The sequence below is a fragment of the Streptantibioticus rubrisoli genome, assembly GCF_024436055.1.
GTDB lineage: Bacteria > Actinomycetota > Actinomycetes > Streptomycetales > Streptomycetaceae > Streptantibioticus_A > Streptantibioticus_A rubrisoli.
In genome coordinates this window covers 62,519-76,687 of record NZ_JANFNH010000005.1, presented here as the reverse complement: position 1 = coordinate 76,687, position 14,169 = coordinate 62,519, and the positions used below count along the sequence as shown (strand labels likewise).

Sequence of the window (14,169 nt, the reverse complement as noted above, 5' to 3'; positions counted from 1 at the left end):
TTCCGGATTGAACCGCCAACGTCTCGATTCCGTAACCAAGGCCAAACGGAACGGCATCGGTAGGGGGATCGGAGCGTGATGAGGCGAGCGGTGGATTCGGGGCGCGGCCAGGCACGTGGGCGCTTCAACGGTTCGGCGGACGCTCCGCCGACGATCGCCGTCGAACTCAGCCCGTCCACACGGATATTGATGGGCACCGTGCTGGCCGTGGTGGCCTCCGCGGTGGGGCTCGGGCTGATGCTGAGCGCCGGGGCCGGGGTGCGCGGATTCCTTGACTACTTCGCCGGAGTCATCTCGCTGGTGGCCCTGACCGGCGCCGTGCTGTGGGGCGTCATCACCACCGACACCGCGTTCCTCGGACCGCGCAGCCGACTGTGGGCACAGGGCATGCACCGAGGGCTCGGCGTGGTGTCGCTGGGATTCCTGATGCTGCACGTGGGCATCAAGATCTCCGAGCAGCACATCTCGCTCATCGATGCGTTCCTGCCGATCGGGTTCTCCGCCCGCGGCGTGCTGATCGCGGCCGGTGTGGTCGCGGCCTATCTGCTGGTGCTCGCGGTGGGCACCGGGGTGGCCCGCCGGGCGTTCGCCGCGCGGCGGCACCCGGTGCGCTGGCGGATCCTGCACGCGGGCTCGTACGTGTCGTGGCTGGCGGCGCTGGTGCACGGCCTCAAGGCCGGGCGGCCCGCCGCGTGGTGGGTCACCGCCTCGTACATCGCCTGCATGATCGCCGTGACGGCCGTGGTGGCGGTGCGGATGAGCGGTCCGGCTCGCCAGGAGCGCGCCCCGTCGATTCGCCGACCCCCCCTCGGGCCCACCGGCCGCCGCCGGGCGGGCGGTCGGCGCAGAAGGGCTGACCGGAGGATGCGCGTCATGGCCGACGTACCGTACCTGTCCGCCCCCGAGGCGCCCGGAGCATGGAGCGAGGGCCGCCGATGAACAACCTGCCGGTCCGCAGTATGGCCAGTGACCTGCCCGAGGTGCGCCCGTTCGGGCTGCCGCGGCTGACCGCCGGGATGGACATGGCGGCGCGGCTCGACTGGACGACCCACCTGTCCGTACACGGTTCGCTACCGGACCTCACGCTGTCCCAACTCACCGCCCTGGCAACCGACATCGACCTGCGCGGCCGGGGCGGCGCGGGCTTCCCGTTCGCCCGCAAACTACGCGCCGTCGCCGACTCGGCCCGCAAGCGGCGCACCCGTACCGCCGTCGTGGTCAACGGCTGCGAGGGCGAACCGGCCTGCCGCAAGGACACCGTGCTGCTGGCCCGCGCCCCGCATCTGGTGCTGGACGGCGCGCTGTTGGCCGCCGAGGCGCTCGGCGCTGAGCAACTGGTGGTGGGCGTCACCCAGGGGGCGCTGGAGGAGTCGGTGCGCGGGGCGCTGGCGGAGCGGGGACTGTCCGACCGGCGCGGCCGACGGCTGCGGGCCCGGGTGTTCCGGATGCCCGAGCGCTTCGTCTCCGGCGAGGCCACGGCGTTGCTGCGGGCGGCGGACGGCGGTCCGCCGCTGCCGCCGGGGCGGCGGGTGCGGTCCGCGGAGCGCGGGCTGTCCGGGCTGCCCACACTGGTGTCCAACACCGAGACGTTCGCGCAGATCGCGGTGGCCGCGCGGTTGGGCGCGGAGTACTACGCGGCGACGGGTGCGCCGGAGGAGCCGGGCACCGTGCTGCTCACCCTTGGCGGCTCCGTGCCGCGGCGCATGGTGGTGGAGACCCCGACCGGGGTGCCGTTGGCGCACGTGCTGGAGAGTTGCGGCACCGGCATCGGCCAGGGCGTGCTGGTCGGCGGTTACCACGGCGCCTGGCTGGACCCGAGTGCCGCCTCAATGGCCTCGATCTCCCGGACCAGCATGGCCGCGCACCGCGCGACGCTCGGCGCGGGGGCGGTGCTGCCGCTGTCGTACGACGTGTGCCCGCTGGGTGAGACGCTGCTGGTCGCGCGGTGGCTGGCGGCCGAGACCGCGGGCCAGTGCGGGCCGTGCCGCCTGGGCCTGCCCGCGCTCGCCGGTGCGCTGGCCGACGTGCTGGCTGGCGGCGGGCAGCCCGCGCTGGAGACGCTGCGGCAGTACGCGGGGCTGGTGCGGGGCCGGGGCGCGTGCAAACATCCGGACGGTTCGGCCCGGTTCGTGCTGTCGGCGGTGAACACCTTCACCGATGACCTGGCCGCCCATGTGCTGGGCGGCGGTTGCGGGCGGCCGGTCGCCGGGCTGCTGCCGCTGCCGACGGAGGACGGGCCGAGCGTCGGCGAACGGCTCTCCGTGGACTGGACGTTGTGCGTGGGGCACGGGCTGTGCGCGGATTTGCTGCCGGAGGCGATGCGGCTGGACCGCGACGGCTACCCGGTCTTCGACGACGCACCGCTCCCTGAGTACCTACTGCCGCGCGCCCGCAGAGCGGTGGCCCGCTGCCCGGCACTGGCGCTGCGGCTGGAACGGCGGTAAGGCGGCCTGCCCGGCGGGCCTCCGCACGCGGGAATCCCGGCCCGCCCCGGCGTAAGTGGCGGACGGGGCGGCGGGGTTGGCGGCTACCCCGGAAGGTGCGATGGTCCCGGGTCAGTGGCGGGTGTAGGGGGCGACCAGCGTCGCGGTGGCGGATGCGCGGCGCTGGAGCTCCCGCAGGGTCTGCGCGGGCGGAGTCCTGGCGTTCAGGGAAGCGGGGGTCGGCTGGCGCAGTGCGTACAGGGTGAGTTGGTAGTGATGGGTGGTGCCGGACGGTGGGCACGGGCCGTCATAGGCGGCCTCGCCGAAGTCGTTGAGCGCCTCGCGAGCGCCGGGCGCTAGGTGGTGGGCGGTCAGGCCACGGGAGTCGGCGGGGATGCCGAGTTGCAGCCAGTGGATCTTGTGAACGTCCAAGTCGACCATGGAGACGGCCAGTTCGGCCGTTCCGGCGGGGACATGGGCGAAGTCCAGGCCCGGTGAGTAGTCCCGCGGGTCGTCACAGGTCATCTGGGTGATGAAGGCGCCCGACCGGTCGAAGCCCTGCCCTGGGCTCAGAGTGAGGGCGGTGGACGGCGTGGCGGAGGGCTGGGCGCCGGGCGCGGCCTTCGGCCCGGCACCGGAGCAGGCGGCACACACCAGCAGTGCCGTCGCGGTCACCATGAACGCCTGGACTCGGTGTCCTCGCATGGTGCCTACTGTACGGACGCGGACGTGTTCTCAGCGTCACCGGCGCCCGGTGGCGTCAGTTCGAGGCGTCCTCGAAGTAGGCGTCCAGTACCGCGTCCAGTTCCGCCGCCCACTGCTTGGGCAGGCCGCGATTCGGCGCCTCGATGTCGGCGTCGTAGCTGCGGCGGTCGGTGGTGTAGACGGTGACGGTGAGGCGACGGCCGAACCGGGGGGTGTCCAGTTCCACCGCGCCGATCTCCGGCCAGCCGAACTCGGCCGTCTCGTCGTCCAGCCGGAAGGTGACACCGGTGCCGTCGACGGTGACCGAACCACGCCGGTCGGACGCCTCGAAGGCCGGGCCGTCGGCCACCGGGCGCGGCTCCTCGGCGGCGGCTTCCGCCGCGGCGTCCGGTTGCGGTTCCGGTTTGGGCTCCAGTTTCGGCTCCGGTTCCCGTTCGGTGCGTGAGGCGCCCGCCACGGGGGCGTCCGCCACCACCGGCGGCTGCTTCTCCGCCTCGGCAGGGCGCGGCGGGGTCAGGCCGGGGACGTACGCCGGGTCGGTTCCGGCGGCGTGCACGGGCGGGCTGTTCTGACCTATGCGGTGCTCCACGGCGGGCAAGTATGGCCGATCCACCTGTGCGGGCGGTAGCCGGGCCGTGCCCGGCCACCGGGGGTGTGCGATCGGGGCGCGGGGGATGCGGACGCCGCCGGTCCACGCCGTGGGGCTGTTCGCCGCCACGGCGGGACTTAAGGTCGGGCGCGGGCCCCCGACGCCCCCTGCGGCTACGCGCCGGTGGTCTGCTGGCCGGTGGCGCTGTCGGCCAGCCACTGGGTCCAGGAGACGTTGTAGTCCGCGTAGCCGTTGTCCCCGGCGGCGCCCCCGCGCGGCGATCCGGAGATGGTCACCGGGTCGCCCGTCTCGACGTTGTCGTAGAACCACTTCGCGTCGTCCATCGACAGGTGCACACAGCCGTGCGAGCCATAGCTGTTGCCCGGGTACGGGTCGCCGGTGGAGTAGTGGACGTACGTACCGGACGTGGTGAGCTGTACGTCCCAAGGCAGCGTCAGGTCGTAGAAGTTCGGGTTCTTCTTGTCGCAGGTGATGCCGACGCTGCACGAGGTCATCCGTACCTTGGCCTGCTTGTCCATCACGGCCATGGTGCCGTCCCACGACGGGAAGTCCGGGCTGCCCGCGTCGATCGGCATGGTGCGGACCACCTTGCCGTCGCGGGTGACCTTCATGGTGTGCCCGGTCACCGAGACGCTGGCCTCGAAGTCGCCGCCGATGGTGAAGGTGTGCTGGTAACTACGGGTGCCGTAGCGGCCGTTGCCGTCACTGACGCCGTTCAGGTCGGCGTTGAGGGTGACCTTGGTGCCGGACGGCCAGTAGTCCTTGGGCCGGAAGTCGACCCGGGTCTCGCTGAACCAGTGCCACGCACCGGTGACCGGGGTCGAGGTGGTCACCTTCAGGTGCTTTTCGACATCGGCCCGGGCCGACTTCGCCACCGGGTTGCTGTACTCGACGGAGATCGGCATGGCCACGCCCACGGTGCTGCCGTCCTGCGGCGCGATGGTGTCCAGCAGCATCGGCGGCCCGGCGGGCCGGGTCGGCGACGGGTGGGCGCTCGGCCTGGCCTTCGCGCTGGGCTGCGCGGACGCCTTCGCGTCGGTGGTCGAGGCCACCGCATGCCCACCGCACGCGGTGGCGCTTGCCAGCACCGCACCAGCCAGTAGCGCCATCCCGATGCCGTGCTTGATCCGCCCCACGCCTTGCTCCACTCCCGTTACTTCACTGGATGTTCGACATCCCCAGAGACACCGACTGTAGGCAACGGGTTCCAGGGAGGTTGCAAAGCAAAGGCCAAAAGTCGGACTCGGTGGGCGGATTCACAGGAACGACCCGCGAAAAGGGCCAGGCCCAGGTCGCTGACCTGGGCCTGTGACGCGTTGTGGGTGTCGGACGGTCAGACCGTGATGGCGCCGGTGGCGCTGCCCGCCAGCCATTGCGACCAACTGAGGTCGTAGTCCGCGTAGCCGTTGTCCCCGGCGGCCTTGCCGCGCGGCGATCCGGTGATGGTCACCGGGTCGCCTTGCTTCGAGTAGTTGTAGAACCACTCCGAGTCATTCCACGACAGGTGGACGCAGCCGTGCGAGCCGTTGGCGTGCCCCGGGTGCGGGTCGGCGGTGGAGTAGTGGACGTAGGTGCCCGAGAAGGTCAGGTGGACGTCCCAAGGCAGCGTGATGTCGTAGTAGTTGGGGTTGTGCGGGTCGCAGGTGATGCCGACGCTGCACGAGGTCATTCGCACCTTGGCCTGCTTGTCGATCACCGCCATGGTGCCGTCCCAGGAGGGGAACTGCGGGCTGCCCGCGTCGATCGGCATCGTGCGGACCACCTTGCCGTCGCGGTACACCTTCATGGTGTGGCCCGGCACGGAGATGGTGGATTCCACGTCGGCGCCGATGGTGAAGGTGTGCGTGTAGCCGTGGGTGCCGTAACGGCCATAACCGTCGCCCACACCGGTCAGGTTGGCGTTGAGGGTGACCTTGGTGCCGGACGGCCAGTAGTGCTTGGGGCGGAAGTCGACCCGCCGGTCGCCGAACCAGTGCCAGGCGCCGGTGACCGGAACCGAGGTGGTCAGCTTCAGATGCCGCTCGATGTTGGCCCGCGCCGAGGGCGCCACGGGGTCGGAGAACACCACCGAGACCGGCATGGCCACACCGACGGTGCTGCCGCTGCTGGGTGTGATCGAGTCCAGCAGCATCGCCGCGCGCGACGAACTGGCCGCCGCCGGACGCGCACTCGCCTTCGCCGGAGCCTTCGTCGCCGCCTTGGCGCCCGGCGTCGCCGCCACCGCGTTACCGCCGAACACACCCGTACTGGCCAGTACCGCACCGGCCAGCAGTGCTATCCCAGCGCTGCGCTTTCTCCGCCCCACGCTCCTGCTCCGTTCATGTCAGTCAGACGTCACCGCCGTCTGAGACACGCGACCCACGCGAACGGTTGCGGGCGGGGGGCAAAACATCGGCCAAGAACGCCCGCTGGTCGCCCGGACTCCGGCCTCTTCCGGGCGCCAGCGTTCCGGTCCGCGGCGCGACTCGGTTGGTGACGTCGGGTGCTACCGGGAGAAGTCCTGGGTCAGCCAGACGGTGCCCGCCGGGTCGCGGTAGGTGGCTATGCCGACGTGGGTGTAGGTCGCGCTGAGGATGTTCTGGCGGTGGCCGTCGTTCGGTGGCCTCTCGTCGAGCATGCCCCGCGTCAGCTGGACGGCCATCGACGCCACCGCCTGCCGCGTGTCGCCCAACGGGCCGCCTTCGCCTATGTTCTCGCCGCCCGCCGAGGCCGGTACGCCCTGTGCCCGGTCGCGCTCGTAGAACGGTGGCTCGCCCTGGCACTGGTGGGACAGGCCGCAGCCGTCCGCCATCACCTGGTTGTGCGCGGCGGCGGCCCGGACGAGACCGTTCAGCAGGGTGTACGGAGCCAGGCCCTCGGCCGCGCGGGCCTTGTTGATCAACGCGAGCACCTGGTGGACCGGGTCGTCGGGGGCCGCTGGTGGCTTCGGCGGCCGCGGGGGACGGGGAGTGGGTATCTGCGGGGCCGCGGGGCGACTTGGCGGCGAGGGGGGCCAGGTGATGTCCGCCGCCGGTTCCTGAGGCGCTTGCCGGTACGCCCGGGTCGTGGCGGGCGGTTGGCCGGGGGTGCTCAGGCAGGCGAAGGCGGTGCCGCCGCCCAGGGCGGCGATCACGGCGCCGCCTGCCAGTGCCACCCGAAGCCGGGGCCTGCGGGGCAGGCGGTGCCTTCTCCTGCCGACCTCGGTGTGACGGTGCGCGCTCATCTGCCGTTACCTCTCGGTTTCGGGGGTGAGTGGTGCCCGGGCGGCAACGAACTTAGGCGGTTGCGGGGGCGCGGAGTGCGGTTTTGGGTTCCGTTAAGGCTGCGATCAGGCGGGGCTTGGGATCACGTGGTGGGCGCGCGTCAACTACACCGGTGCGTAAGGGCGTTGCGCTGGCTGACGGGGCGTCAGTGAGCCTGCGGTTGAGGTGGCTGGGGCGGGTGGGGTGGTGGCGCCCGCGCGTGCCCTGGCCCTGCGGTCCGGGGGGGGGGGGGCTGTGGGGGCTCTGAGGGTTCTGGGGCGCTGGGGGCGCTGGGGACGAAGCCGCCGAATGTTCCACCCGTACCGACCCACCTTTGCCCTCCACCGTCCCCGACCGGCCTCCGCCGTTGCCGACCGACGCACCGCCGTCCCCGACCGGCCCCCGCCGCCTCGGCCCGGCGTTGCGGGCCGAGGGGCACGGAGTTGGAATCAGGTGTGAAGCTCTACGGTGGTGCCTCCTACACCGCCCGGCTCGCGCCAGCCGCCGGTGCGGGTCGCAAGGGGCTCAGGAGCGGCGCCCTGGGGCTGTTCTCCTCGGTCGTCATCGGCCTGGCGTCCACCGCTCCGGCGTACAGCCTCGCCGCCACCCTGGGCCTCATCGTGGCGGGCGTCGGCCTGCAGGCCCCGATCATCACGATGCTGGCCTTCATACCGATGCTGCTGATCGCATACGCGTACCGGGAGCTGAACGCGGCCAACGCCGACTGCGGCACCACCTTCACCTGGGCCACCCGTGCCTTCGGGCCGCGCACCGGCTGGATGGGCGGCTGGGGCATCATCGTCGCCGACATCCTCGTGATGGCGAACCTCGCCGAGATCGCCGGTACCTACGGCTTCCGGCTGCTGGGGTACGACGCGCTCGCGGGCAACCGGCTGTGGACGACCGTCGTCGGCGTCGGCTGGATCATCGTGATGACCACGATCTGCTACGTGGGCATCGAGCTGTCGGCCGCGGTGCAGCGCTGGCTGCTGTGCGTCGAGGTGGCGGTGCTGGTGCTGTTCGCGGTGACCGCCCTGGTGCGGGTCTACACCAGCCCCGGGCCGACGTCGATCCATGTCTCCGCCTCCTGGTTCGACCCCTTCCAGGTCGCCTCCGCCCGGGCGGTCACCCAGGGCGTCCTGGCCGCGGTCTTCATCTACTGGGGCTGGGACACCGCGGTCTCGGTCAACGAGGAGACCGCCGACAGCGCGCACATCCCCGGGCGCGCCGCGGTCATCTCCACCGTGTCGCTGCTGGTCACCTATGGCCTGGTCGCCACCTCCGCGCAGGCGTTCGCCGGAGTGGGCCCGACCGGGATCGGCCTGGGCAACGCCGCCAACTCGGGCGATGTGCTCTCCGTCCTGGGCAACGCGGTCTTCGGCGGTCACGGCACGGGACTGCTGCTGTCCCGGCTGCTGGTCCTGATGGTGCTGACATCGGCGGTCTCCTCCACCCAGACCACCATCCTGCCGATGGCCAGGACCGTCTTCTCCATGGCCGCCCACAAGGCCGTGCCCTCCCGCTTCGCCCGGGTGCATCGCCGGTTCCTCACGCCGACCTGGTCGACGGTCGGCATGGGCCTGGCCTCCATCGGCTTCCTGGTGTTGCTGACCGCGTTCAGCCATGACGTACTGGCCGACTCGATCCAGTCGGTGGGACTGGCGATCGCGTTCTACTACGGCCTCACCGGCTTCGCCTGCGTCTGGTTCTACCGCGGGGTGCTCACCCGTAGCGCCAGGGACCTGCTGTTCAAGGGCCTGCTGCCGGGGCTCGGCGGGCTGATGATGCTGTTCCTGTTCTGCTACGCCGCCTTCGGTGTGTACGCGAACCCGAAGTACGGCGCGACCTCGGTGTCCGTACCGCTGGTGGGCCGGGTCGGCGGGGTGACCGTCGTGGGCCTGGGCGCGCTGCTGCTGGGCGTGGTACTGATGCTGGTCGTCACCCGTGGGCACGCCGCGGCGCTCCGGCTGCAGCGCAGCCTGTTGCCGCAGCGGCTGCCGCCGCAGACCGCCGTGGAGCTGGCCAGCCGGTACGTGCCCGCCGACAGCGGGTCAGGGGTGGGCGGCGACTGGTTCGACGTGATCCCGCTGTCCGGTACCAGGGTCGGCCTGGTCGTCGGCGATGTGCTCGGGCACGGCGTGCGCGCCGCAGCCACCATGGGACGGGTGCGTACCGGGGTACGGGTGCTGGCTCGGCTCGACCTCGCCCCGGACGAGGTGCTGGCCCGGCTGGACGACCTGGTGGAGCAGGGGTCCGGCGACCAGCTCGACGCCCGGCACGCGGACGCGGAGGTGCGCGGGGTGACCTGCCTGTACGCGGTGTACGACCCGGTCAACGGACGGTGCAGCCTGGCCCGGGCCGGGCACACACTGCCCGCCGTGGTCCTGCCGGACAGCGGCGGCGTCGCCAGCTACCCCGAGCTGCCGCCCGGGCCGCCGCTGGGCATCGGCGGCCCGCCGTACCAGAGCACGGAGCTCCAGCTTCCGCCAGGCAGCCTCATCGCCCTGTTCACCGACGGCCTGGTCCAGGCCGCCCACGGAACCGACGCCGGGCTCACCGAACTCGCCCGGACCCTCGCCCAGCACCGGCGCCCGCTGGAGGAGCTGTGCGACAGCGCCGTCGCGGCGCTGCTGCCGGGCCCGGTGGACGACGACGCCGCACTGCTCCTGGTACGCACCCGGATGCTCGGCGAGCACCAGACGGCGGTGTGGGAACTGCCCGCCGACCCGGAACTGGTCGGCCACGCCCGCACGGTGGTCGCCGCCCAGCTGGCCGAATGGCACCTGGACGAGCTGGCGTTCACCACCGAGCTGATCGTCAGCGAACTGGTCACCAACGCCATCCGGCACGCCGACGGCCCGATCCACGTCCGCCTGATCCGCGACCGCACCCTGATCTGCGAGGTCTCCGACACCGGCCACACCTCGCCCCACCTGCGCCACGCCGCCACCGACGAGGAGGGCGGCCGCGGCCTGTTCATCATCGCCCAGATGGCCCACCTGTGGGGTACGCGCTACACGCCGACCGGTAAGACCATCTGGGCCGAACAGGAACTGCCACCGGGGCAGGCGGCTGACCGGCGCCAACTCCCCTGAACACGGCGGGTGGTGGGCGGTCGGCACCGTGCGTTCACGGCTGCGGGAGCCGGACGGCCTGGCCGGTGACGCGGACGCGCGGGTCGTCGGGGGCCACGTCCACGAGGAGGCGGCTGGGACGGCCCATGTCCTCGCCCTGGCGGATGCGGACCCGGGTCGGCTGGTCGACCAGGCCCAGGCAGCGCAGGTAACCGCCGAAGGCGGCGGCCGCGGCGCCGGTGGCCGGGTCCTCCACGACGCCGCCGACCGGGAACGGGTCGCGAGCGTGGAAGTCGAAGTCGGCGGGATATCGAGTCCAACGATTCTTTTCGCTCGGCCCGATCGAAATGCTCGACATGGCGCTGCTCCTGGAGCCCGAGGTGGACTTCGCCGACCTGGTCGCCCGCCCCATCGCGAGCGAACCGCTGGTGTACGTGGCGTCCGCCGACCATCCGCTCGCCGGGCGCGAGGTCGGGTGGGACGAACTGGCCGCGCAGAGCTTCTTCGTGCACGAGGAGGGCTGCTCGTACAGCGACCGCCTCGTGCGCACTCTGCTGGCCCTCCCCGATGCCCGGCCCCGCCTGACCCGCTTCGGCAGCATCGAGGCCGCCCGCTCCTGCGTGGCCGCGGGACTCGGGCTGACGCTGCTGCCCCGGGCGACGGTCGAACGCCAGTTGCGTAACGGGGAGTTGGCGGTGGTCGGCGGGCCGGAGGTGCCGCCGGTACCGGTGCAGCTGACCCGGCACCGGCGGCGTTGGGTCGCCCCGGCGGCGCGGGTCGTGGCGGACCAGCTCGCTCGGCTTGCTCGGCTTGTGGCCGGTTGAGACGCGGCGGCGACAACCCGCGGTACCGCAGGGGAACGCTCCGGTTGGGCAGCGGCCGGGCACGGTCGGAGTGTGTCTTCCTCCCCAGATGAACATGCGCTACCCTCCAGCGCATCGCACGGGGTGGGGTGGTCGGGGCCTCGCACGTGACTGGCCGGATGGCGTGGACCGTCGTCCCAGCCGGGTCCGTCCATGCTCCATCGCCCCGCACGGGAGGAAACGGTGGCTCAACGAGCCCTGGTACGCGGCCGCTTAGCCGTACCCGCAACGCCTTGTCCGTGTGCGCCGGAGCCGAACGCCATCGACATCGCGCGCTGTTCGGTGCTCGCCACTGAGCACTGACTGGCATCTTCTTCCTCGCTCATCCCGCATCCACCGGTTCGTCCTGTCATGGGCAGGGCAGGCACCGGCGCGCGGCATCCCACACAGAAGGGCGGTTCCTTGCGCTCAAGGACTGAACCCCGCAACACCGAGCCGGACAACAGACGCGGGAGGCGTGCGGGCCATGCCGCGGCCACCGTGCTGTCGGCCGCCGCCCTGGTGTCCGGCGGACTGCTCGCGGCGACCCCGTCCGTCGCCGCCGGGCACCCGGCGGCCACCGCGACGGCACACGTCAGGCACCTGTGCGACCAGGCCGCCAAGCCCGGCCAGATGGCCTGCTTCGCCGAGGCGCGCACCGACATCGTCCAGCACATGAGCGTCAGCGCGGCCGCCACACCGTCCGGCTACGGCCCCTCGGACCTGCAGAGCGCCTACAACCTGCCGTCCGCCACCGCCGGTTCCGGCCAGACCGTGGCCATCGTCGACGCCCAGGACGACCCCAGCGCCGAGTCGGACCTCGCCACCTACCGCTCCCAGTACGGCCTGCCCGCCTGCACCACGGCGAACGGCTGCTTCCGCAAGGTCGACCAGAACGGCGGCACCAACTACCCGGCGGCCGACTCCAGTTGGGCCGGTGAGATCTCCCTCGACCTCGACATGGTCAGCGCCGTCTGCCCGCAGTGCCACATCCTGCTGGTCGAGGCCGCCTCGCCGAGCCTGACCGACCTCGGCACGGCCGAGAACAAGGCCGTCTCGCTCGGCGCGAAGTACATATCCAACTCCTACGGCGGCGCCGAGAACCCGGCCGAAACCACCGTGGACAGCCAGTACTTCAACCACCCAGGCGTCGCCATCACCGTCAGCGCGGGCGACGGCGGCTACGGTGCCACGTACCCGGCCTCCTCCCAGTTCGTCACCGCCGTCGGCGGCACCGCGCTCAGCCGCGCGGCCAACTCCCGTGGCTGGACCGAGTCGGTGTGGAGCACCGACAGCACCCACGGCACCGGGTCCGGCTGCTCGGCGGACGAACCCAAGCCCTCCTGGCAGACCACCGACACCGGCTGCTCGCACCGCACCGTCGCGGACGTCTCGGCCGTCGCCGACCCGGCCACCGGCGTCGCCGTCTACGACAGCTACGGGGCCTCCGGCTGGAACGTCTTCGGCGGCACCAGCGCCTCGTCCCCGATCATCGCGGCCACCTACGCCCTCGCGGGGACCCCGGCCGCGGGCACCTATCCGGCCTCGTACCCGTACGGCCGGACATCGGCGCTCAACGACGTCACGACCGGTTCCAACGGCACCTGCTCCCCGGGCTACCTGTGCACCGCGGGCTCCGGCTACGACGGTCCGACGGGCCTTGGGACCCCCAACGGCACCGCCGCCTTCACCAGCGGGCCGCTCACCGGGACCACGCTCCAGCCGGGCCAGCGGCTGATACCCGGGCACAGCCTGAGCAGCGCCAGCGCGACGGTGGTGATGCAGCCCGACGGCAACCTGGTGGCCTACCTCAAGACCGGCGGCAGCGGCACCGGTCCGGCGGTGTGGGCCAGCCGCACCTCGGGGCACCCCGGCGCGTACGCGTACATGCAGAGCGACGGCAACCTGGTGGTCTACCCGAGCGGTGGCGGACCGGGCGGTGGCGGTGCGCTGTGGGCGAGCGGCACCTGGGGCAACTCCGGTGCCTACGCCGTGCTGCAGGACGACGGGAACCTCGTGGTCTACAAGAGCACCGGCGGCACGGGCATGGGCGGTGGGCTGTGGGCCGACGGCACCTACACGCGGTCCCAGACCATCGGCTCGGGCCACAAGCTCCAGGCCGGTTGGTGGACCCAGGCCCAGTACACCCGGCTGGTGGTGCAGTTGGACGGCAACTTCGTGATGTACCGCAACAGTGACGGCAAGGCCATCTGGTCCAGCCGCACTTCGGGCCACTCGGGTGCCTATGTGGACATGCAGGGCGACGGCAACCTGGTGGTCTACCCGAGCAGCGGCAGCGCCCTGTGGGCCAGCGGCACCTGGGGCCACTCGGGCGCCTACGCGTCCATGCAGGACGACGGGAACCTGGTCGTCCACACGAGCACCAGCGGTGCGCTGTGGTCCAGCAACTCCGGGCAGTACGTGCCCTGACCGGCCGGGGCCACCGGGCCAGCCGACCGCTGGCGTCCGCCCAGCCCACACAACGCAGCACGAAGCCCCGGGCCAGCGGCCCGGGGCTTCGTGCTGCGCGGCGGGCTACCGCGCCTGGCCCGCGTCGTCCTCCGCGCGCGGCCAGTGCCGTCCCTCCAGCGCCTCGGCGCTGCGGTTGAGCCGGACCAGTACGTCCTCCAGCTCCCGTAGCTCCTCCGGCGACCAGTCGGCGACCACCCGGGCCAGGCAGGAGCAGTTGACCTCGCGGTCGGCGGCGAGCCTTCGCCCGCCCTCGTCGGTGATGCGCAGCTTGCGGGCCATGCCGCCTTCCGGGTCCGCGACGCGTTCGGCCAGACCGCAGCGGAGCAGTGCGGCCGTCTGCCGGTTCACGGTCGAGGTGTCCAGCCCGAAGGCCTCCGCCAACTGCCCGATGGACATGGGTCCTTGGGCGTCGATCCGGCTGAGCAGCAGGTAGGCCGAACGGTCCAGGCGCTGGGAGTCGCGCTCCCGGCGAGCCATCACCTGGTGCCGCGAGAGCAGCATCAGCTCCCGCTCCAGTCTCTCCAGCACCGCGCCTCCTACTCCTTCCCGGCACCGCATTCTTCCCGATCCCAGCCCGCGCGGGACCGTGCGGGTCTCCTGCGCCCGTCCCGTGATGTGCATCATACACATCGCAGGCGTGTGATGTGTATGATGCACACCCTGTGTATCGTGCACTCCCCCTGTCGGCCCCAGGCCGTTCCCCTCGGCCCCGGGCCTGAAGCGAGCCCGAGCCTGAACCTCTAGGCGGTAAGCGTGTCCTCCCCCATAACCGAGCCCTCCGCCGCGCGCTCGCGCACCGGAGGCCCGATCGTCGCGGTGCTC

Annotated in this window: 11 protein-coding genes and 1 pseudogene; 5 read left to right on the top strand and 7 right to left on the bottom strand. The window is 72.0% G+C overall.

The genetic code is table 11. From position 1 onward, the window contains the following. Positions 1-78: 78 nt before the first annotated feature. On the top strand, positions 79-939 hold the full coding sequence (locus NON19_RS08375) for a hypothetical protein (protein WP_255926045.1): 861 nt from the start codon (positions 79-81) through the stop codon (positions 937-939). Beyond that, entirely contained in the window at positions 936-2,444 is a 1,509-nt protein-coding gene (locus NON19_RS08370; RefSeq protein WP_255926044.1) for an NADH-quinone oxidoreductase subunit NuoF family protein, read from the top strand. Before NON19_RS08375 ends, NON19_RS08370 begins: the two co-directional genes overlap by 4 nt. 111 nt (positions 2,445-2,555) lie before the next feature. On the opposite strand, the gene NON19_RS08365 is transcribed toward NON19_RS08370, so the two are convergent. From NON19_RS08365 to NON19_RS08345, 5 genes are all read right to left on the bottom strand, one after another. Further along, positions 2,556-3,128 carry a YbhB/YbcL family Raf kinase inhibitor-like protein gene (locus tag NON19_RS08365; protein WP_255926043.1) on the bottom strand — a complete coding sequence of 191 codons (573 nt, stop codon included), beginning with the start codon at positions 3,126-3,128 and terminating at the stop codon, positions 2,556-2,558. Between the two features lie 55 nt (positions 3,129-3,183). Continuing rightward, positions 3,184-3,717, bottom strand: a complete 534-nt coding sequence (locus NON19_RS08360; RefSeq protein WP_255926042.1) for a hypothetical protein — start codon at positions 3,715-3,717, stop codon at positions 3,184-3,186. A gap of 173 nt (positions 3,718-3,890) precedes the next feature. Beyond that, the gene (locus tag NON19_RS08355; protein WP_255926041.1) at positions 3,891-4,874 is read right to left on the bottom strand and encodes a L,D-transpeptidase; all 984 of its coding nucleotides are present in this window, start codon (positions 4,872-4,874) and stop codon (positions 3,891-3,893) included. Positions 4,875-5,071: 197 nt separating this feature from the next. Continuing rightward, positions 5,072-6,043 (bottom strand): L,D-transpeptidase, encoded by a 972-nt coding sequence (locus NON19_RS08350; RefSeq protein WP_255926040.1) that lies wholly within the window; start codon positions 6,041-6,043, stop codon positions 5,072-5,074. A 180-nt stretch (positions 6,044-6,223) separates the two neighbouring features. Beyond that, on the bottom strand, positions 6,224-6,940 hold the full coding sequence (locus NON19_RS08345) for a CAP domain-containing protein (RefSeq protein WP_255926039.1): 717 nt from the start codon (positions 6,938-6,940) through the stop codon (positions 6,224-6,226). A 474-nt stretch (positions 6,941-7,414) separates the two neighbouring features. On the opposite strand from NON19_RS08345, the gene NON19_RS08340 reads away from it, so the two are divergent. Beyond that, entirely contained in the window at positions 7,415-10,054 is a 2,640-nt protein-coding gene (locus NON19_RS08340; RefSeq protein WP_255926038.1) for an amino acid permease, read from the top strand. Positions 10,055-10,088: 34 nt separating this feature from the next. Here the strand turns inward: NON19_RS08340 and NON19_RS08335 are convergent. After that, positions 10,089-10,325: pseudogene (locus tag NON19_RS08335) on the bottom strand (PhzF family phenazine biosynthesis protein); the annotation flags it as partial. A 64-nt stretch (positions 10,326-10,389) separates the two neighbouring features. Here NON19_RS08335 and NON19_RS08330 point away from each other — a divergent pair. Both NON19_RS08330 and NON19_RS08325 read left to right on the top strand, forming a co-directional pair. Continuing rightward, positions 10,390-10,857: a substrate-binding domain-containing protein gene (locus tag NON19_RS08330; RefSeq protein ID WP_255926037.1), complete on the top strand. Its 468-nt coding sequence runs from the start codon at positions 10,390-10,392 to the stop codon at positions 10,855-10,857. 519 nt (positions 10,858-11,376) lie between these two features. Then, positions 11,377-13,305 carry a hypothetical protein gene (locus NON19_RS08325; RefSeq protein ID WP_255926210.1) on the top strand — a complete coding sequence of 643 codons (1,929 nt, stop codon included), beginning with the start codon at positions 11,377-11,379 and terminating at the stop codon, positions 13,303-13,305. Between the two features lie 105 nt (positions 13,306-13,410). Here NON19_RS08325 and NON19_RS08320 read toward each other — a convergent pair whose 3' ends face one another. Continuing rightward, positions 13,411-13,905, bottom strand: a complete 495-nt coding sequence (locus NON19_RS08320) for a MarR family winged helix-turn-helix transcriptional regulator (protein ID WP_255926209.1) — start codon at positions 13,903-13,905, stop codon at positions 13,411-13,413. Between the last annotated feature and the right edge of the window lie 264 nt (positions 13,906-14,169).